The sequence below is a fragment of the Castellaniella sp. genome (assembly GCF_049651205.1).
In the GTDB taxonomy this organism is placed as follows: Bacteria; Pseudomonadota; Gammaproteobacteria; order Burkholderiales; family Burkholderiaceae_B; genus Castellaniella.
Genome location: NZ_JBASBR010000012.1, coordinates 210,061 through 229,032, shown reverse-complemented (window position 1 = coordinate 229,032; position 18,972 = coordinate 210,061). Strand labels below are relative to the sequence as shown.

The window sequence follows — 18,972 nt, the reverse complement described above, 5'->3', positions numbered from 1 at the left end:
AAAGCTGTTCTTCCGACCAGACTGTGTTTCCTGTCAGTATCCCTGTTAGATATTCAGGAGGATTGCCGGCCCGGCCAGCCGGGCATCCAACCAGCCCCGCAGCGCGTTCGAGACGCGCAGGGCGGGCGCCGTGCGTATGTCCTGCAGGCTAAGCCGGGCCTCGTTGACGTGGCCGTTGTTCAGCAGGGATTGGCGCATCACTCCCGGCAGCAGTCCTTCGGTAACAGGGGGGGTCAGCCACCGCCCTTGCAGATCCTGAACATATATCGTACTGCGGCTGCCTTCACATAGGTGGCCGGATTGGTTGGCATAAATGAGATCGAAGCAGCTTGGGTGCTCTTGCAACCATTGTTGCCCCGCCTGGTACCACGGCCGAAACGTTGTCTTGTGGCGTAACCACGGGTTGGATGCGTCCAGACAATGCATGGCCGGATCTGCAGCGGAGGATGAATCGTTACTCTGAGGCAGGGTATCGCAGGCCAGGGCGATGATCACCGGGCTGGGGGTTTCTGGTAATTCAGTGGCCGTCAGCCGTACTTCTCCGTTTTGGGTAAGCAGCAGGCGTATCCGCCACGACTGGCCCACCGCAGTGGCGTCTGGGGCGTTTGGTACGGGGTGCTGCCGGCTTGCATCGGACAGGGTTTTCTGGATGCACGCCAGTACCTTGGCATCCAGTGCCTGCGCGTCGGCTTTGTACCCCAGGCTGGCCGCCGACGCCAACAGGCGTGAGCGGTGCAAGGGCCACAGGGCAATGCGGCCCGCACGCAACCGCATGGTTTCGATGAGCTCAGGTGTGCTGTTTGGTGTTGGATGCAAGACATCAGGCATGAAGAATCCTCGCTTTCCAGTGGCATTCCTGCCATTCTTCCTGAGCGTCCGAATCCGCCACAATCCCGCCCCCCACGCCAAATTGTGCCTGATTCTCCCGGATTTCCAGTGTCCGGATGGCCACATTCAGGGAAAAATCGCCGTTGGGGGCCAGCCAGCCCACACTGCCACAGTAGATGCCCCGCTGGCGTTGCTCCAACTGCCGGATGGCCTGCATCGCGGCAATTTTTGGAGCGCCAGTGACTGATCCGCACGGAAACAGTGCCTGAATCACATCTGCCAGCGTGGCTTGCGGGGCTTCTGCCTGGATGGTGGAGGTCATGGTCCAGACAGACGGGTAGCCTTCAAGCTGACACAGCTTGCTTACCTTGACGCTGCCGGGCGTCGCGATGCGTCCCAGATCATTGCGCAGCAAATCCACGATCATGATGTTTTCTGCGCGATTCTTGGCGCTGTGCAAGAGCTCATTTGCCAGGGCCTGATCGCGCACCGGATCCGGGTCGCGTGGTGCAGTGCCCTTCATGGGGCGTGTCACTAGACGATCTCCGTGTCTAGCGACAAACAGTTCAGGCGAAAGTGAAACGATCCAGCGCGATTCGTCCTGGATGCAGGCGGCGTAGGCCACCGGATGGTGATCCAGCAATTGTCGATAGATCTCGTCTGGTGTCTTGTGGGGCGGCCAGTCCAGCGTCAGGGCCAGCGTGTAGTTCACCTGATAGTAATCTCCGCGTGCGATACCGCCCCGAATGGTGTCCACTGCTTGCTGGTGGGCGGCCTGGGAGATGGTGGGAGTCGTGCGCCAGGCCGTATCGGGATTATCTGGTGTGACAGGTGTATCCGCGGCCGGCGGCAGGTCTGGCTTGGCGGGTGGTTCGTCACTGTGCTCGCTGGCTCGCGCAAAAATCAGGGCGGTCAGGCGAGGGGTATCGCTTGTCGTGTCTTTGTCCGGGCGTGCCGAGGAAGCATCCAGCCATTCGCCCAGCTCGTAGTCCAGCAGCAGGGCCACCCAGTAGCCCTGCTGACGGGCTTGTTCGATGGCCGCCCAGGCAGCGGGCAGATCCGCCGGCCGGTGCACGGCAATCCGGCCTTGCAACTGATGCAAGGCCAGGTGCCAGCCGGTGAGACGGTTTTCAAACACACACACGGGGGTGTTGTTGCAGGGCGCTGCCAGATCTTTGGGTGTTGTCATGCCGGATGTGCGTTGCGCTGTAGAAACTCGGCCAAAATCCGCCCGGTGTGGGTGGCCGTGTCGGCCAGTGCCTCGGGGCTGCCCTGTGCAACAACCTGCCCGCCCTGATCCCCCCCCTCGGGACCCAGGTCGATGATCCAGTCGGCTTCGGCAATGATGTCCAGATTGTGCTCGATCACCACCACCGAGTGGCCCGCCTCAACCAGGCGATGCAGCACGCGGATTAATTTTTCCACATCGGCGGTAGACAGGCCGACGGTAGGCTCGTCAAGGACATACAGGGTATGCGGGGCCCGGGATGCGCGGCCGGTGTGCAGCAGGCCTTCATCCAGGTGGGCTTTGGTGAGTTCGGTGACCAGCTTGATACGCTGGGCTTCACCGCCTGAGAGTGTGGGAGATGGCTGCCCCAGCGTGAGATAACCCAACCCTACATCCTGCATCAGCCGCAGGGCTCGCGATATCTTGCGGTGTGCCGCAAAATGGCCGATGGCGTCATCCACCTCCATCCGTAGAACATCCCCTGCGCTGCGGCTGTTCCATTGGACGTCCAGGGTTTCCTGGCTGAATCGTGCGCCATGGCAGGCTTCGCAGGGTACCTTGACGTCTGGCAAAAAGCTCATCTCGATGGTGCGCATGCCCTGGCCTTCGCACTCGGGACAACGGCCATCGCCGGTATTGAATGAAAACCGCGAGCGTGTCCAGCCACGCAGCTTGGATTCGCGCGTGCTGGCGTATAGCGTGCGGATGTCGTCCCAAAAGCCCACATAGGTGGCGGGGCAGGAGCGGGGTGTCTTGCCGATGGGCGTCTGATCGACTTCGAGGACGCGATCGATGGCTTCCCAGCCATGGATATCCCGGCAGCCCTGCCAGGGTACGGACAGGCGGCTGTTGATACGGCGGCTGAGGTTGTCCAGAAGTACTTCGCGAGCCAGCGTGGATTTTCCCGAGCCGGAAACCCCGGTAACGACGGTCAAGCGGCCCAGGGGCACGCGGGCGCTGGTGCGCTGCAGGTTGTGCAGGCTGGCCTCGATGATCTCGATGGCCGGCGTCTCCGCATCGACGGGTCGCCGCACGCCCATGGGATGTTGCAGCGGATGGCGCAGGTACCGGCCCGTGAGTGAAGCTGGGTTGTGTGCGATGTCTTCGACAGTGCCCTGGGCCACGACCATGCCTCCGCGCACCCCCGCGCCCGGGCCGATGTCGATCACGTGCTCGGCCCGACGAATGGTTTCTTCGTCGTGCTCAACCACCACCAGCGTGTTGCCGTTGCCTTCCAGCCGCCCCAGGGCTTCCAGCAAGATGCGGTTATCCCGCGGGTGCAGGCCGATGGTGGGTTCGTCCAGCACGTAGCACACGCCCTGCAGGTTGGAGCCCAGTTGGGCCGCCAGGCGAATCCGCTGAGCCTCACCACCCGAGAGAGTGGGGGCGGCCCGATCCAGTGCCAGATAGCCCAAGCCCACATCCATCATGAAGTTCAGCCGGCCACGGATTTCGCTGAGAATATCGCGCGCGATTTCGGCCTCGCGCCCCTGAGTGCCCAGACTGGAAAAGAATCGCCGGGCGTCACTGACTGGCAAGGCGGCCAGTTGTGCAATGGAGCGGTCATGCCAGCGAAAGGCTAGTGCCACCGGATTGAGGCGCTGGCCATGGCAGGCAGGGCATTCGGTGGGTGTATCGTCTGCAGGGGCTTCCAGCCAGGCAGATTCTTCGCCCGTTTGTTCTTCGGTAAATCCGGCCAGCATCTGCCCGGTGCCGAAACATTCCGGGCACCAGCCATGGCGGGAGTTATATGAAAACAGCCGTGGATCGGGCTCGGGGAAGCTGGTGCCGCAACTGGGGCACGCACGTTTGATGGAGAACGTCAGTGGTCGGGGGTTGGCTGCCAACCCTGCTGCCCGGCGCTCAGCCAGCGTATTGGGCTCCGGCGCAGTCAGACCGGCCAGCACCCGGAAGGTGCCGTGCCCCAATGTCAGTGCCGCCTGCACCGCCTCGCGCAGACTGCTCTCGTCGCGCACATCCACGATCAGGTCGCGAACCGGAAGCTCGATGGTGTGCTCTTGGTAGCGGTCCAGTCGTGGCCAAGGGCTGACCGGTATGAATTGGCCATCCACCCGCAAATGCGAGTAACCATGTGAGGCCGCCCATTTGGCCAGATCGGTGTAATACCCCTTGCGGGCTACCACCAGCGGCGCTAGCAGGCCCAGATGCTCGCCGGCGTGATCGTGCAGTAGTTGCGCAACAATTTGCCCGGGTGTCTGCGGAGCTACCGGCACATGGCAATCCGGGCACATCTGTGTCCCTAATCGCACATACAGCAGGCGCAGAAAATGATGGATCTCCGTCATGGTGGCAACGGTAGACTTGCGCCCACCACGGCTGGTGCGCTGCTCGATGGCCACCGTAGGCGGGATGCCATAGATGGCATCAACGTCCGGTTTGCCTGCGGGCTGAACAATAGCCCTGGCGTACGCGTTAAGCGATTCGAGGTAACGGCGCTGGCCTTCGTTGAAGAGGATGTCAAAGGCCAACGTGGATTTGCCTGAACCCGATACACCGGTAATCACGGTAAAGGCCTGGCGGGGGATGTGAACGTCGATCCCTTTTAAATTGTGCTCGCGCGCATTGACGATGTGGATATCCGGGCTGGCGGGGTCTTGCCGCCGTGCGGGCGAGGGCTCAGCCAGGGTGAGACGCGGGGCATCGAGCTGACGCATGTAGTCCGCCAGGGCCTGCCCGGTGTAGGAGTCGGCGTGCTGCATCAGCGTCTCTGGCGTGCCTTCAGCCAGCAGCTGCCCGCCCTGGTCGCCACCTTCCGGGCCCAGGTCGATCACCCAGTCGGCCGCGCGGATGACATCCAGATTGTGCTCGATGATCAGCAAGGAGTGGCCCGCAGCCAGCAATTTTCGAAACGCGCGCATCAGGCGGGCAATGTCATCAAAGTGCAAGCCGGTGGTGGGTTCGTCAAATAGCAGCAGGCTGCCCTTGAGCATGCCTTGCGGTGCTCGGGATTTCGCCGCTGTGGCCAGATGGCCGGCCAACTTGAGCCGCTGGGCTTCACCTCCCGAAAGCGTGGGTACCGGTTGGCCCAGGCGGACGTACTCCAGCCCGACATCAGCCAGGGGGGCCAGCCCCCACTGCACGTCTCGCAGGCCCTCGAAAAACAGCAGCGCTTCGCTCACCGTCATATCCAGCACTTCGTCGATGGATGCGGTGCGCCCCAGGTGCTCGAGACGCACCTCAAGAATCTGTGGACGGAAGCGCCGGCCATTGCAGTCGGGGCAGCGTAGGTAAACATCAGACAAAAACTGCATCTCGACGTGTTCAAAGCCTGTGCCACCGCAACCGGGGCAGCGGCCGTCGCCGGTATTGAAGCTGAAGGTGCCGGGGGTGTAGCCGCGTTCGCGGGCCATCTCTGTGCCCGCAAACAGTTTGCGGATGGCGTCAAATGCGCCGACATAGCTGGCCGGATTGGATCTGGCTGTGCGGCCAATCGGTGCCTGGTCGACCATCACCACGTCAGCGATCTGCTCGGCGCCCAGTAGTGCGTCGTAAGCCCCGGGGGCTTCGGTGGGGCGGCCCAGCCGCTTGAGCAGTGCCGGGTAAAGCACTTGTTGCACCAGCGTGGACTTGCCCGACCCCGAAACCCCGGTGAGACACACCAGGCGGCCTAGCGGGATGGCAATATCCAGGTGTTTGAGGTTATGGGCCTGTACGCCTTGCAGCAACAGACGCGGAGTGTTGTTGGCTACGGGCATGGGGCGCGGGGCTTCAATGCGCAGCCGCCCACTGAAGTAGTCTCCAGTCAGGGTGTGGGACTCACACAGCTGTGTTGGTGTGCCGTCAAAGACAATATCGCCGCCGCGTTCGCCCGGGCCTGGCCCGATGTCCAGAATCCTGTCTGCGGCCACCATCACTTGCGGATCGTGTTCGACCACCACCAGCGTGTTGCCATGATCACGCAGGCGCTGCATCACCTGCACAATGCGGTGAATATCACGGGGATGCAGGCCGATGGAGGGCTCGTCGAGCACAAACAGCGTGTTCACCAGCGAGGTGCCCAAAGCGGTGGTGAGGTTGATGCGCTGCACCTCGCCACCCGACAGCGTACGGCTTTGCCGGTCGAGGGAGAGGTAACCCAGGCCGACATCGCACAGAAACTTCAGCCGGGTGCGTACTTCATCCAGAAGCTCGGCCAGTGGCTCGTCCAGCAGCTGGCCGAGCTCGATGTGTTCAAACCAGTCGCGAACACGCTCGATGGGTAGCCCCATCAGGTCGTGGATGCCCAGGCCAGGTAGGCCAGCCAGCTGTTTTGTAGACCAATGGGCGTGCACCGGACTGAACCGTGGGTATCCCGGAATGGCCTCGGTGCTTTGGCCCAGCCGCCACAAGGTGGCGTCTGGCTTCAGTCGCGAGCCCTGGCAGCTGGGGCAGGGCGTATAACTGCGGTATTTGGATAGCAGCACCCGCACGTGCATGCGATAGGCTTTGGTTTCAAGCCAATCGAAAAAGCGCTGGATCCCGTACCACTGGTGTTTCCACGCAGAGCGGCCGCCTTTCCAGTCGGGGGTGCCGTGGATCACCCAGGTTTTTTCTGCATCGGTAAGGTTCTGCCAGGGCGTGTCCAGCCGGATGCCGGCCTTCTGGGCATAGTGCTCCATCTCCTGCTGACATTCTTTATAACTGGCCGTTTGCCAGGGTTTGACGGCTCCGTCTTTCAGGGTGCGGGTTTCGTCGGGGATGACCAGGCCGTAATCGATGCCCATCACGCGGCCAAAGCCTTTGCATGCTTCGCAGGCGCCCAGTGGCGAGTTAAACGAAAACGTGCTGGGCAAAGGGTTGCTGTACTCGATGTCGCACTGTGCGCAATGCAGCCCGGCACTGAATCGCCAGGCTTCTTCGTGGTCGTCGAACAGTGCGTGGATGGTCAGACGGCCGTTTCCCTGGTGCAGGGCGGTTTCCAGTGCTTCATCCACGCGTTCGGGCTCTGCGTTGCCCAGGCGGAAGCGGTCTTGAATCACCTGCAGGCGGCGGGACAGGCCGGCGGATTTGGGTGTTGCCTGGCCTGCTTCTGGCGCATGGTCTGTTTTGGCCTGGTATACCCGGGTGTAGCCCTGCTGCTCAAGAAAGCCACGCACCTCGTCTTCGGTAAAATTGCCCGGCACATTGACCGGAAAGGTAACCACCAGACGAGGATCAGCGGCGGCGCACAATGCGTCCAGCTGCGCCCGTATGCTGCCGGGGTTATCGCGCCGTACGGCCCGCGAGCACTGGGCGCAGTGCAAGTGTCCTGCACGCGCAAACAGCAGCTTCAGGTGGTCATTCAGCTCGGTCATCGTGCCCACGGTGCTGCGCGAGTTGCGCACCGGGTTCACCTGATCGATGGCAATGGCCGGCAGAATGCCTTCGATGCGATCAACCTGTGGCTTGTCCATACGATCCAGAAACTGCCGCGCGTAGGGCGAGAAAGTTTCCACGTATCGGCGTTGGCCCTCTGCGTACAGAGTGTCAAAGGCCAAAGATGATTTACCGGAACCCGAGACCCCAGTGATGACCAGGAGTTCGCCGGTGTGGATGGTGACGTCCAGATTTTTCAGGTTGTTCTGACGGGCGCCAAAAATGCGGATGGGTGCGTTCATTGCGCCATGATAATCCGGCCATGGCACTCATGGGCGGGATACCCCTGATCCACTAAAACAGGTCTTGCCGGGCGCGCAGTGCTGATGCTGGCGGGATGGATTTGTTACCAGATGACGCCCATCCATCGCCAACACATGCAAGATTGCGATGAAGTTTGCTAAAATAGCGTGTTTTGCATTTAGGCATGCCTTACACCCAGGAGAATTCCATGGCAGAAATCAAACGCACGCGGCGCAATACGCTCGAACGCCGCTGCCTTGGTAAAGCGTTCAAGCGTCTTTTTGTTCGCTCGCCCAAGGGCATCTTCAAGATGCTCGAGAAGGTCAAGCGCGTCTAATTTACGCTTGGCATGCCGTATTGTTTACATACAATTCGGCATCGGGGAAACCACGGACATCCGCGTTCGTGGTTTTTTTTTGCCGGTATCATGAGGCCAAGAAGACAAGAGGAGTTCACCGGCATGGCTGGCTGGCGTCATTTGTTTTCCGTGGTCACTCCCACCTTCAACCGGGCCCACACGCTGGGCCGTGTGTACCGATCGCTCCAAGAGCAGTCATTTCAGGATTTTGAATGGGTGGTGGTTGACGACGGATCCACCGACCAAACCCGTACCCTGGTACGAAGTTGGCAACAGGAAGCCAGTTTCCCAATACGTTACGTTTGGCAACCTAATCAACATAAAAAAACAGCTTTTAATCATGGTGTACGGGAAGCCCGTGGCGAATGGCTGGTGGCTATCGACAGCGATGACGAGCTTGACCCCAACGCGCTCTATCAGATGGCGCAGGTGTGGGATCAGATCGCGCCTGGTCTGCGATCTCAGTACGTGGCCATCACGGGCCTGTGCGCGTATGACGATGGCCGCGTTGTGGGAGACATGTACCCGCAGGATGTGATGGATGTCACCTCGCTGGACATGACTTTTCGCCACCATGTGCGTGGCGAAAAATTTGGCTGCCTGCGCACGGATGTGTTGCGGCAATTTCCGTTTCCTGAAGACATCCCGGGGTTTGTCCCCGAAAGCCTGGTGTGGCGTGCCATTGCGCGGGCGGGTTATCTCACCCGCTTCGTCAATCAGGTCTTCAGGGTGTATCACGACAGCGCGGACAGCCTGTCGCGTCAGGGACGGGCGGCGGATGGCAGCCGGCATGCGCTGGGGCTTTGGTTGCTGGCCTACGATACCGTGCAGTGCTGCTTGCCATGGCTACGCTATCAGCCGGGCTCATTTTTGGCGGCAGGTGCCCGCTATACACGTTTTTCGCTGCACTTGCGCACGCGCGGGGTAGCCCGGCCACAGGGCCGACGTCTGACACATCCCATGTCGTGGCTGCTGGTTGTGCTGATGTGGCCCATAGGGGCTGTCCTGTTTGTGCGTGACAAACTGCGAGAGTCCGTCGCCGGCGAAAAACGCCCCCTCACCACCTGATCAGTCGTCTTCGTCGTCCGGCAATTGTGGCTCGGACAACTGAAACGGCAGCAACTCCGCGAGATCGTCAGACCAACCGGTCTCCTCACCGTTTGCATCTACCTTGATGTAGCGGTTGCCGGTGATGTTGGACAGCTGGATCGCCCACAGAAGCTCGCAATCCAGCGATTGGCCATCGCTGAGATCAAGCCCGCCGCAATTGCCGGCGAAACGGGCGCCTGGCCCGCCCACCTGGACATGCGCCAGCTCTTTGGAGGCCTCTTCCGGGCTTAAGGGGATGGCAAATAGGGCCCATTCGAAGCCTTCGTCGGGCTCGGCCACGATCTCGGCAATCACCGGTTTACCCATGTAGGCACACAGAGCGTCTGCCGTGCGGCCCAGCAAGTTGGTTTCGTCAGAATTGAAGACAAGCATGGAAGCCATGGTGGTTCTCGTGAGGCACAAAGTGCAGATTTCTCCGATTGTACCGGGCGGCCTACAATCAGGGCTTTATGCGGCCAAATCCCTTGGCTGCAAGCTTTCACGGTGACGCCATGGCGCAGTATGTGTATTCCATGAATCGGGTGGGCAAAATTGTGCCCCCCAAGCGGCAGATTCTCCGCGATATTTCCTTGTCTTTTTTTCCAGGGGCCAAGATCGGCGTCCTGGGTCTTAATGGGTCGGGCAAATCCACCCTGCTGAAAATCATGGCAGGGGTGGATACCGACATCGAAGGCGAAGCTATCCCGATGGCGGGCTTGCAGATTGGCTATCTGCCTCAAGAACCGCAGCTGGATCCCGGGCACACGGTGCGTCAGGCAGTTGAAGCGGGTTTGGGCAAGGTATTCCAGGCCCGTCAGCGGCTCGACGAAGTGTACGCAGCCTATGCCGAGCCCGATGCTGATTTCGATGCCCTCGCGGCCGAGCAGGCGGATCTCGAAGCGGTGATTGCGGCGGCAGCCACCAGTGGCAGCGATGATATCGAAACCCAGATGGAGATTGCGGCCGATGCCCTGCGCCTGCCGCCCTGGGATGCCTCGGTGGCCACCTTGTCTGGCGGTGAAAAGCGCCGGGTGGCCTTGTGCCGCCTGTTGCTGTCCAAACCCGACATGCTGTTGCTGGACGAGCCAACCAACCACCTGGATGCCGAATCCGTCGAGTGGCTCGAGGTGTTTCTCAGGCAGTTCCCTGGGACGGTGGTGGGCGTTACCCACGATCGCTATTTTCTGGATAATGCGGCCGAGTGGATTCTCGAGCTTGATCGCGGGCATGGGATTCCCTGGAAAGGCAATTACAGTTCCTGGCTCGAGCAAAAAGAAGATCGTCTCAAGCACGAAGAAGCGGCAGAGTCTGCCCGCCAGCGCACCATCCGCAAAGAGCTCGAGTGGGTGCGTCAGAACCCCAGGGGCCGCCAGGCCAAGGCCAAAGCCCGTTTGGCTCGCTTCGAAGAGCTCTCTTCGCACGAATACCAAAAGCGCAACGAAACCCAGGAAATCTTTATTCCGGTGGCCGAGCGCCTGGGCAACGAAGTGATCGAATTTCGCCACGTGTCCAAATCGTTTGGTGATCGCCTGCTGATTGATGATCTCAGCTTCAAGGTACCCGCAGGTGCCATTGTGGGCATTATTGGTCCCAATGGCGCCGGCAAGTCTACGCTGTTCCGGATGCTGGCCGGCCAGCAGGCACCGGATTCCGGTGAAGTTGTGTTGGGTAAAACCGTGCAGCTGGCCTATGTCGATCAGTCGCGCGACTCCCTGCCCGATGATAAAACGGTGTTCGACAGCATCTCGGATGGTGCTGATCTGCTTACCGTGGGGCGCTTCGAGATGCCGGCGCGGGCGTATCTGGGGCGCTTCAACTTCAAGGGTGCTGATCAGAACAAGCAGGTTGGCAAATTGTCTGGTGGTGAAAGAGGGCGGTTGCATCTGGCCAAGACCCTGATTGCCGGTGGCAATGTGTTGCTGCTCGATGAGCCTTCCAACGACCTCGACGTAGAAACGTTGCGTGCGCTCGAGGACGCTTTGCTTGAATTTGCCGGTTGCGTGATGGTGATCAGCCACGATCGCTGGTTTCTGGATCGTATCGCCACCCATATCCTGGCTTTTGAGGGAGACTCCAAGGTTGTGTTCTTTGACGGCAACTACCAGGAATACGAGGCAGACAAGCGCCAGCGTCTGGGCGATGATGCCGCGCGTCCGCGGCGCATTCGGTACAAGGCCCTCAAATGAACAAATCTGTGCCCGGCCACCTGCGCTGTCAGGATGCTCTGTTCTCGGCGCAATCCAGCGTGCTGCTGATTGTGGATATGCAAGAGAGGCTGCTGCCTGCCATTCATGACACAGAAAACCTGCGCCAACGGGTAGCCCGCCTGGCGCAGGCGGCCCGTCTGTTATCGGTGCCTGTCTGGGCAACCGAGCACTGGCCTGAAAAAATCGGAGCCACTCACCCGGAGCTTTCCCGCCATGTCGATCATATCGTGGCCAAAACGCACTTCAATGCGTGTCGGGAAGTTGCGTTTCTGCAGGATTGGCCCGCTGGCAGGCCCCGAGTGTTGCTGGCAGGCACAGAAGCACATATCTGCGTGTTACAAACTGGCCTAGGCCTGGCGCGTGCCGGATACCAGCCGGTATTACTGGTCGATGCAGTCGGCTCCCGGAAAACCCTCGACCACGACATAGCGTGCCAACGCTGGCAACAGTATGGGCTTGAAATTGCCACCATCGAAATGGCGCTGTACGAGTGGCTGGAGACCCCCACGCACCCCGCCTTCAAGGCGGTGTTGTCGCTGGTCAAATAAGCCTTGGCACACAGAGTAGCCCGGCTACGGGCGAAACATCTGTAGCGTTGGTTCACATTTGTCGCGTGGGGCCTGGGGTATAACACCTACGAGTAATCAACAGTAGGAGAACCTCTATGACCATTCGTACCCTCGGAAAACTCGGTGCAGTTGTGGCCCTGGCTGCAGCTATGGCGGGCTGTTCCTCCTGGGACAACATGAGCCATCGCCAAAAATCCACCGTAACCGGCGCCGGCCTTGGTGGTGTCGCGGGGGCGGTGATCACCGGTGGTGGCATTCTGGGCACCGTGGGTGGTGCAGCAATTGGCGGTATTATCGGCGATCAGGTCGGTAAAAACTAACAGTACCTCTGATGTTTGCATTTACTGCAGACATCGGGCGGGCGCTGCCAAAGAGCCCCGGGTGGGGCTCTTTATTTTTGCTCTTGACTTCCGGTGCAATCTCGACTTAAATTCAAACGATCGTTTGAATTAATATCAAAACTGCCGTACCGGGTGTCTGTCGCCCGGCCGGCGACCATCCGGAGACCTGGAGATGCCCGATTACAAAGCCCCTCTGCGCGAATTGCGATTTGTGCGTGATGAGGTTCTAGACTACCCCGCTCACTATCAATCCTTGCCAGGTTGTGAAGATGCCAGCCCGGATATGGTTAAGGCCATCCTCGAAGAAGGTGCCAAGTTCTGTGAAGAGGTGCTGGCGCCTTTGAATCAGGTGGGTGACCGCCAAGGGTGCACGTGGTCGGCTGACGGTGTCAAAACCCCCAATGGCTTCAAGCACGCCTATCAGCAGTATGTTGAGGGTGGCTGGCCGGCTTTGTCGCACGATCCGGCCCATGGCGGCCAGGGCCTGCCCGAATCCCTTGGCATGGCGATCAGCGAGCTGATGGGTGAAGCCAACTGGGCATGGGGCATGTATCCGGGCCTGTCGCATGGTGCCATGAACACGCTACAGGCGCATGGTACGGCCGAGCAACAAAAAACCTATCTTGAACCACTGGTCTCGGGGCAATGGACGGGCACGATGTGCCTGACAGAAGCCCATTGCGGAACTGATCTGGGCATGCTGCGCACCCGGGCTGAACCCCAGGCTGATGGTAGCTACCGCATTACCGGCACGAAGATTTTCATTTCGGCCGGCGAACACGACATGGCTGAAAATATCGTCCATATCGTGTTGGCCCGCCTGCCGGATGCGCCTGCGGGCACCAAAGGCATTTCGCTGTTTATCGTCCCCAAGTTTTTGCCCGATACCGATGGTCAACCGGGTACGCGCAACGCGGTCAGCTGCGGTGCCATCGAGCACAAGATGGGAATTCACGGCAACGCCACGTGTGTGATGAATTTCGACGGTGCTACCGGGTTTCTGATCGGGCCGGCAAACAAGGGCCTGAACTGCATGTTCACATTTATGAACACGGCTCGCCTGGGCACGGCCATCCAGGGGCTGGCCCACGCAGAGGTGGCGTTTCAGGGTGCCCATCGCTATGCCCAGGATCGCTTGCAGATGCGCGCCCTGAGCGGTGCAAAGTTTCCCGATCAGCCCGCTGATCCGATCATTGTCCACCCGGACGTGCGCCGCATGCTGCTGACGATAAAAGCGTTTGCAGAAGGCAACCGTGCCTTGCTGTATTACGCCGCGCAGCAAGTGGACATCGCCCACTACAGCCAGGATGCCGAGCAACGCGAGTTGGCCGAAAAACTGCTGAGCTTCCTCACACCGATCGCCAAGGCCTTCATGACCGAAACCGGTTTTGAAGCGGCCAACCTGGGTGTCCAGGTGTTTGGTGGCCATGGTTATATTGCCGAGCACGGGATGGAGCAAAACGTGCGTGACAGCCGTATCTCGATGCTGTACGAAGGTACCACCGGGATTCAGGCGCTTGACCTGCTGGGACGTAAAGTGCTGCTTACACAGGGTGAAACCCTGCGTGCGTTTACTAAGGTTGTGCACAAATTTTGCAAGGCCAACAGTGGCAACCGTGCGATCTCCGAGTTCGTCAAGCCCCTGGCCGAGCTGAACAAGGAGTGGGGCAGCCTGACCATGAAAATCGGCATGTCGGCCATGACCAACCGCGAAGCAGTGGGCGCGGCATCGGTGGATTACCTGATGTACTCGGGCTATGTCACCTTGGCTTATTTTTGGGCCGATATGGCGCGTGTTGCTGCCGAAAAACTCAAGGCTGGCGAAGGTGACAAGGCGTTTTATCAGGCCAAGCTGCACACGGCACGGTTTTACTTCGAGCGGATCCTGCCGCGCACGCTGGCGCACGCCCAGGCGATGAAGGCAGGGCCGGGTGTTCTGATGGATCTGGCTGCCGAGGATTTTGCCCTGGGCTATTGATCAATCAGGCCCGGGGGTTTCCGGGCCTGGTCTGGCAGTACACTTGCGGCTTTGTGCCTGAGTCGCCCGCATGTTTCTCACTCTGCTGAACATTGTCTTGCCCGTGTTTGCTGTAACCGCCGTGGGTTACGTCTTCGGGCGGCGGCAGACACGCGCGCCCGACATGACGTTTGTGAATTACGCCAATGTCATGGTGTTTTGTCCGTCTCTGGTGTTTTCGGCATTGCTCGACAACCCGGTGAATCTCCTGCAGGGCTGGCCTCTGGTGGCTGCGGGGATCCTGATCATTCTGGTGCCTGGGATCTTGCTGGCACTGGTGCCTCAGGCGGGTGTATCCCGTGCGGCGTTTCTGGTGCCGGGGATGTTTCGCAACACGGGCAATATTGGCATCCCCCTGATGATGCTGGCCTATGGCAGGGATCTGCTCGGCGATATCGTCGTGCTGTTTGTCCTGTCCAATCTACTGCATTTCTCTCTGGGGCTATTTTTGTTGTCCCGTGGCAGCAATCGGTGGCTTTGGCTGAAAAACCCCAATGTATGGGCCGCATTTTTTGGTGTCTTGTTGGCGCCTTATCGTCAGTGGATCCCGTCCTTTGTGATGACTACTGTCGAGCTGATCGGCCAGATTGCCATCCCTTTGATGCTGTTTGGGCTTGGGGTGCGCCTGGCTCAGGAGCGCATTGATCAGCTTGGCCTGGCCTTGCGCATCAACCTGCTGTATTTGCTGGCTGGGGCCCTGACGCTGCCTCTGGTGCTGTGGCTGCTACCGCTTACCCCCGAGTGGTCGCGGATGGTGGCCCTGTCGGTGATGCTGCCACCTGCAGTACTCAACTATCTTTTGTGCGAACAGTACCGTGTTCAGCCCAGAACAGTGGCCAGCGTGGTGCTGCTGGGCAATCTGATCTCGGTCGCCACGATCCCTCTGATGGTGTGGGCCACGCTGATCTGGCTTTAATTGGCTGAGAGTGGCCTGGCAAGCATAAGGCCCGCGCGGAGGCGGGCCTTGCTGTTGGGATAAGCTGCCTTAGCTGCGGGCGTCTGCCTGAGGCATTTCGATCTTGACTTCGAGGACGTCCAGGGAGTCCTGGCGGTCGAGGTTGACCTTGATGTCGTCAGGGTTGATTTGCACGTACTTTGAAATGACCGCAATCAGTTCTTGCTGCATTTGCTGCATGAAATCAGGGCTGCGGTCGCTGCTGCGCTCGTTGATGAGAATGAGCTGCAGGCGGTTCTTGGCAATGCTGGCAGAGGTTTTTTTTTGGCCGCGCAGGAAATCAAAAATCGACATGCTTATTTACCCCTGAAAAGCCGCTTGAACAGACCAGGTTTTTCGTAGTCGACAAAACGCAATGGCTTGTCTTCGCCCAGATAGCGCGCGACAACGTCCTGATAGGCCTGGGCCACGTCGGATTCGTTTTTGTGGATGGCGGGCACGCCTTCGTTGGAGGCTTGCAGCACGATTTCGGACTCGGGGATGACGCCGATCAGGCGGATCCGCAGGATGTCTTCGATGTCGCCCAGCGACAGCATTTCACCGTCGGCCACGCGCTTGGCGTTGTAGCGGGTAAGCAGCAAGTGCTCTTTGATGGGCTCTTCGCCTTTTTCGGCGCGCCGGGATTTTGCCGAGAGAATCCCCAGGATGCGGTCGGAGTCGCGCACCGAAGAGACCTCGGGGTTGGTAACCACCAATGCGTCATCAGCAAAATACGACGCCATCACTGCCCCGGTTTCGATACCAGCGGGAGAATCGCAGACAATGTATTCGAAATCCATGGCCTGGAGATCGTCGAGCACTTTTTCGACGCCTTCGCGGGTGAGCGCGTCTTTGTCTCGCGTTTGTGAGGCCGGGAGGATATACAGCGTATCGACTTGCTTGTCGCGGATCAGTGCCTGGTTCAGGGTGGCTTCACCCTGGATGACATTGACGAAGTCGTAGACGACCCGGCGTTCGCAACCCATGATGAGATCCAGGTTACGCAAGCCGACGTCAAAGTCGATAACCACGGTTTTGTGTCCCCGCATGGCGAGGCCGGCAGAGAAGCTGGCACTGGAAGTGGTTTTACCCACGCCGCCCTTGCCGGAAGTGACTACAACGATGCGCGCCATGGTGTCGGTATTCCCCTGTATTCAAAATTCATGACATCGTAAAGCAAAATGTCGTTGAGGTTGTGTCATGGCCGCCAGTGAGAGGTATCACCGTGTGACCAAAGATGCGTCAGAGTGTACGGATGCGCAATGTATCGCCATCCAGTACCACTTGTGCCGCCTGATTATGCAATGAGTCGGGCAGCCGTGTCTCGACCACCCGATAAACCCCGGCGATGGCCAGCAGCTCGGGATCGAGTTGTGTGGTGAGAATCATGGCGTCGGTGCGGCCTTGTGCCCCTGCGATGGCCTTGCCGCGTAGCGGCCCGTACACATGGATGTGGCCGTCGGCAATGACTTCCGCGCCCTGGCTGACCATCCCCATGACGATGAGGTCACCCCCTCGTGCGTAAATACGCTGACCTGAACGCAGGGGGTGGCGGATCACCATCGTGGGCGCAGCAGCGGATGGGGTGTTTGCCGGTGTGGGGCTGGGGGTGATGTCCGCCGGATTGGCTGCCTTGGCCTGCGTCGGTGTGGCCTCAGCCTCGGGTGTGGGGGGTGATTCTGTTGTGTTACCTGCGGCTGAACTTGCCCGGCTGGCGGCAGCGTCCAGGAGCGGCAGGCCGGCTTTCAGGGCCGAGGCGACGATGTCGTCGCTGCCCTGAACCCCGATGGGATAGAGCTGATGCTTGCGCATGGCCGAGACCAGGGCTTTCCAGTCGGGTGCCTGATCCAGACCCTGGGCATCCAGGATGATGGCTTCGTTTTCGTAGAAACCGGCACTTTGCTGCATGCGCTGCTGAAGCGCTTGCAGCAAAGCCTTGGTGTCGGGCGTGTGCAGCACTGCGCGCAAGGTGTAGAGCGTGGCACTTTTGAAGTCGAGGGCTTCAGAACGATTGGCCATGGGCATTTATACCCAGGTGTCGCGCAGGGTGACTGCACGATTGATGACCGGATGCTCGGGTGATGAGTCGTGGCGGTCGGCCACAAAGTAACCCAGGCGCTCGAATTGCCAGCTGGCACCGGCTTGTGTGTTGGTGCCAGGCTCCAGCCAACCGTGCACGATACGGCATGAATCCGGATTGAGTGCCTGCAGGAAGTCCTGGTCGCCGCGATCGGGATGGGCGTCGCGAAACAGGCGATCGTACAGGCGGATCTCGGCCGGGATGGCGTGTGCGGCGCTGATCCAGGTGATAGCACCCTTGACCTTGACCGAGTCGGCCCCGGGTGTGCCGCTGCGCGTATCAGGCAGGTATTCGCACTGCACCTCGGTGACCACGCCGTTGGCATCTTTGACGCAGCCGGTGCAGCGCACCACGTAGCCGTATTTGAGACGGACGAGATTGCCCGGAAAGAGCCGGAAGTATTTTTTTGGCGGGTCTTCGCGGAAATCGTCGCGTTCGATCCAGAGCTCGCGGCTGAGCGGAAACTGGCGTGAGCCGGCCTCTGGCTGGTGCGGGTTGATGGGCGCGGAGCAGGGCTCGATGTGGTCTTCGGAGAAATTGGTGATGATCAATTTGAGGGGATCGAGCACCGCCACGGCGCGCGCGGCAACCGGATCGAGATCGTCGCGCAGGGCTTGCTCGAGCACGCTGTAATCAATGCGTGAATCGGATTTGGAGACACCCAGGCGCTCGCAGAACAGGCGGATGGCACCCGGCGTATAACCGCGCCGACGCAGGCCCGCCAAGGTTGGCAGGCGAGGGTCGTCCCAGCCGTTGACATGGCCTTCGGTAACCAGCTGGCGCAGCTTGCGCTTGCTGGTGACCACGTAGCTGAGGTTCAGGCGTGAGAACTCGTGTTGATGGGGCAGCGGCTCTGCCAATTGGCCGAGTTCGGCCAGGCGGTTGAGGATCCAGTCGTAAAAAGGACGTTGGTCTTCGAACTCGAGCGTGCAGATACTGTGCGTGATGCCCTCGAGGGCATCTTCGACGGGGTGTGCCCACGCGTACATCGGGTAAATGCACCAGGTGTCACCTGTGCGGTGATGGCTGGCATGGCGGATGCGGTACAGGACGGGGTCTCGCAAATTGATGTTGGGCGAAGCCATATCAATGCGTGCCCGCAGGGCCATCCGACCATCGGGAAACTTGCCGGCCCGCATGTCGCGCAGCAACGCCAGGGACTCTGCCACAGGGCGGTCGCGCCAGGGCGAGTTGGTGCCTGGCTCTGTGAGCGTCCCCCGGGTAGCCCGCATCTCGTCGGCCGACTGCTCGTCGACATAAGCGTGGCCCGCCTGTACAAGGGCTTCGGCAAAACCGTACAGGGTTTCGAAGTAGTCGCTGGCGAAATACTGGTGAGATGTGCCGTTATTGACCCAATCAAACCCCAACCAGCGTACCATCTCGATGATGGCGTGGACGTACTCGTCCTCTTCTTTCTCGGGGTTGGTGTCGTCAAAGCGCAGGTGGCAAATACCAGCGTAATCGTGAGCCAAGCCAAAATTAAGGCAGATGCTTTTGGCGTGGCCGATATGCAGATAGCCATTGGGCTCGGGCGGGAAACGCGTCCGGATCCCGGCAGTATCCGGTGCTGCGGCCAGACGGGCTTGCGCATCGCACGGCGGCGGCGCCCAGTGCCGTCCGTGGTAGCGACCTGATTTCAGGTCGTTATCAATAATAGTGCGCAAAAAATTGGAAACAGGCGCGACGTCGGTGGTCATACAATCCGCTGCATAATAAACTAGCG

General features: G+C 60.0%; 15 protein-coding genes. 7 read left to right on the top strand and 8 right to left on the bottom strand.

Going from position 1 to position 18,972, the window contains the following annotated elements:
• Positions 1-45: 45 nt before the first annotated feature.
• From WA928_RS08405 to uvrA, 3 genes are read right to left on the bottom strand one after another with little or no spacing between them, the layout of a single operon-like run.
• Positions 46-828, bottom strand: coding sequence for an aminotransferase class IV (locus WA928_RS08405; protein ID WP_424302123.1), 783 nt, complete (start codon positions 826-828; stop codon positions 46-48).
• The gene (gene pabB, locus WA928_RS08400; RefSeq protein ID WP_424302120.1) at positions 821-2,017 is read right to left on the bottom strand and encodes an aminodeoxychorismate synthase component I; all 1,197 of its coding nucleotides are present in this window, start codon (positions 2,015-2,017) and stop codon (positions 821-823) included. Before pabB ends, WA928_RS08405 begins: the two co-directional genes overlap by 8 nt.
• On the bottom strand, positions 2,014-7,653 hold the full coding sequence (gene uvrA / locus WA928_RS08395; protein WP_424302117.1) for an excinuclease ABC subunit UvrA: 5,640 nt from the start codon (positions 7,651-7,653) through the stop codon (positions 2,014-2,016). The genes pabB and uvrA overlap by 4 nt, the downstream gene beginning before the upstream one ends.
• Before the next feature lie 209 nt (positions 7,654-7,862).
• On the opposite strand from uvrA, the gene WA928_RS08390 reads away from it, so the two are divergent.
• Both WA928_RS08390 and WA928_RS08385 read left to right on the top strand, forming a co-directional pair.
• Positions 7,863-7,991, top strand: a complete 129-nt coding sequence (locus WA928_RS08390) for a hypothetical protein (RefSeq protein ID WP_257215248.1) — start codon at positions 7,863-7,865, stop codon at positions 7,989-7,991.
• Between the two features lie 123 nt (positions 7,992-8,114).
• Positions 8,115-9,080: a glycosyltransferase family 2 protein gene (locus WA928_RS08385; protein ID WP_424302114.1), complete on the top strand. Its 966-nt coding sequence runs from the start codon at positions 8,115-8,117 to the stop codon at positions 9,078-9,080.
• Here WA928_RS08385 and WA928_RS08380 read toward each other — a convergent pair whose 3' ends face one another.
• Positions 9,081-9,503, bottom strand: coding sequence for a hypothetical protein (locus tag WA928_RS08380; RefSeq protein ID WP_424302111.1), 423 nt, complete (start codon positions 9,501-9,503; stop codon positions 9,081-9,083). It lies immediately after the preceding gene.
• 110 nt (positions 9,504-9,613) lie between these two features.
• On the opposite strand from WA928_RS08380, the gene ettA reads away from it, so the two are divergent.
• The 5 genes from ettA (at position 9,614) to WA928_RS08355 (ending at position 15,151) form a co-directional block, all read left to right on the top strand.
• The gene (gene ettA / locus WA928_RS08375; protein ID WP_424302525.1) at positions 9,614-11,287 is read left to right on the top strand and encodes an energy-dependent translational throttle protein EttA; all 1,674 of its coding nucleotides are present in this window, start codon (positions 9,614-9,616) and stop codon (positions 11,285-11,287) included.
• Positions 11,284-11,856 carry an isochorismatase family protein gene (locus WA928_RS08370; RefSeq protein ID WP_424302108.1) on the top strand — a complete coding sequence of 191 codons (573 nt, stop codon included), beginning with the start codon at positions 11,284-11,286 and terminating at the stop codon, positions 11,854-11,856. The genes ettA and WA928_RS08370 overlap by 4 nt, the downstream gene beginning before the upstream one ends.
• 116 nt (positions 11,857-11,972) lie before the next feature.
• A complete protein-coding gene (locus WA928_RS08365; RefSeq protein ID WP_424302105.1) occupies positions 11,973-12,197 on the top strand; it encodes a glycine zipper 2TM domain-containing protein in 225 nt (74 codons plus the stop codon).
• A gap of 193 nt (positions 12,198-12,390) precedes the next feature.
• The gene (locus tag WA928_RS08360; RefSeq protein WP_424302102.1) at positions 12,391-14,196 is read left to right on the top strand and encodes an acyl-CoA dehydrogenase C-terminal domain-containing protein; all 1,806 of its coding nucleotides are present in this window, start codon (positions 12,391-12,393) and stop codon (positions 14,194-14,196) included.
• 70 nt (positions 14,197-14,266) lie between these two features.
• A complete protein-coding gene (locus WA928_RS08355) occupies positions 14,267-15,151 on the top strand; it encodes an AEC family transporter (RefSeq protein WP_424302099.1) in 885 nt (294 codons plus the stop codon).
• 69 nt (positions 15,152-15,220) lie between these two features.
• Here WA928_RS08355 and minE read toward each other — a convergent pair whose 3' ends face one another.
• The 4 genes from minE to WA928_RS08335 all read right to left on the bottom strand — a co-directional run bounded on the left by minE (position 15,221) and on the right by WA928_RS08335 (position 18,946).
• On the bottom strand, positions 15,221-15,484 hold the full coding sequence (gene minE / locus WA928_RS08350) for a cell division topological specificity factor MinE (protein ID WP_350383819.1): 264 nt from the start codon (positions 15,482-15,484) through the stop codon (positions 15,221-15,223).
• 2 nt (positions 15,485-15,486) lie between these two features.
• The gene (minD, locus tag WA928_RS08345) at positions 15,487-16,302 is read right to left on the bottom strand and encodes a septum site-determining protein MinD (protein WP_350383816.1); all 816 of its coding nucleotides are present in this window, start codon (positions 16,300-16,302) and stop codon (positions 15,487-15,489) included.
• 109 nt (positions 16,303-16,411) lie between these two features.
• Positions 16,412-17,188, bottom strand: coding sequence for a septum site-determining protein MinC (gene minC, locus WA928_RS08340; RefSeq protein WP_424302094.1), 777 nt, complete (start codon positions 17,186-17,188; stop codon positions 16,412-16,414).
• A 6-nt stretch (positions 17,189-17,194) separates the two neighbouring features.
• Positions 17,195-18,946 carry a glutamine--tRNA ligase/YqeY domain fusion protein gene (locus tag WA928_RS08335; protein WP_424302091.1) on the bottom strand — a complete coding sequence of 584 codons (1,752 nt, stop codon included), beginning with the start codon at positions 18,944-18,946 and terminating at the stop codon, positions 17,195-17,197.
• Between the last annotated feature and the right edge of the window lie 26 nt (positions 18,947-18,972).

Bases quoted from the DNA above. Each gene is read 5' to 3' on its own strand.
- WA928_RS08365 (WP_424302105.1), top strand. From the start codon at position 11,973: ATGACCATTCGTACCCTCGGAAAACTCGGTGCAGTTGTGGCCCTGGCT.
- WA928_RS08385 (WP_424302114.1), top strand. From the start codon at position 8,115: ATGGCTGGCTGGCGTCATTTGTTTTCCGTGGTCACTCCCACCTTCAAC.
- ettA (WP_424302525.1), top strand. From the start codon at position 9,614: ATGGCGCAGTATGTGTATTCCATGAATCGGGTGGGCAAAATTGTGCCC.
- WA928_RS08390 (WP_257215248.1), top strand. From the start codon at position 7,863: ATGGCAGAAATCAAACGCACGCGGCGCAATACGCTCGAACGCCGCTGC.
- WA928_RS08370 (WP_424302108.1), top strand. From the start codon at position 11,284: ATGAACAAATCTGTGCCCGGCCACCTGCGCTGTCAGGATGCTCTGTTC.
- WA928_RS08335 (WP_424302091.1), bottom strand. From the start codon at position 18,946: ATGACCACCGACGTCGCGCCTGTTTCCAATTTTTTGCGCACTATTATT.
- minE (WP_350383819.1), bottom strand. From the start codon at position 15,484: ATGTCGATTTTTGATTTCCTGCGCGGCCAAAAAAAAACCTCTGCCAGC.
- minC (WP_424302094.1), bottom strand. From the start codon at position 17,188: ATGGCCAATCGTTCTGAAGCCCTCGACTTCAAAAGTGCCACGCTCTAC.
- WA928_RS08360 (WP_424302102.1), top strand. From the start codon at position 12,391: ATGCCCGATTACAAAGCCCCTCTGCGCGAATTGCGATTTGTGCGTGAT.
- uvrA (WP_424302117.1), bottom strand. From the start codon at position 7,653: ATGAACGCACCCATCCGCATTTTTGGCGCCCGTCAGAACAACCTGAAA.
- WA928_RS08405 (WP_424302123.1), bottom strand. From the start codon at position 828: ATGCCTGATGTCTTGCATCCAACACCAAACAGCACACCTGAGCTCATC.
- pabB (WP_424302120.1), bottom strand. From the start codon at position 2,017: ATGACAACACCCAAAGATCTGGCAGCGCCCTGCAACAACACCCCCGTG.
- minD (WP_350383816.1), bottom strand. From the start codon at position 16,302: ATGGCGCGCATCGTTGTAGTCACTTCCGGCAAGGGCGGCGTGGGTAAA.
- WA928_RS08355 (WP_424302099.1), top strand. From the start codon at position 14,267: ATGTTTCTCACTCTGCTGAACATTGTCTTGCCCGTGTTTGCTGTAACC.
- WA928_RS08380 (WP_424302111.1), bottom strand. From the start codon at position 9,503: ATGGCTTCCATGCTTGTCTTCAATTCTGACGAAACCAACTTGCTGGGC.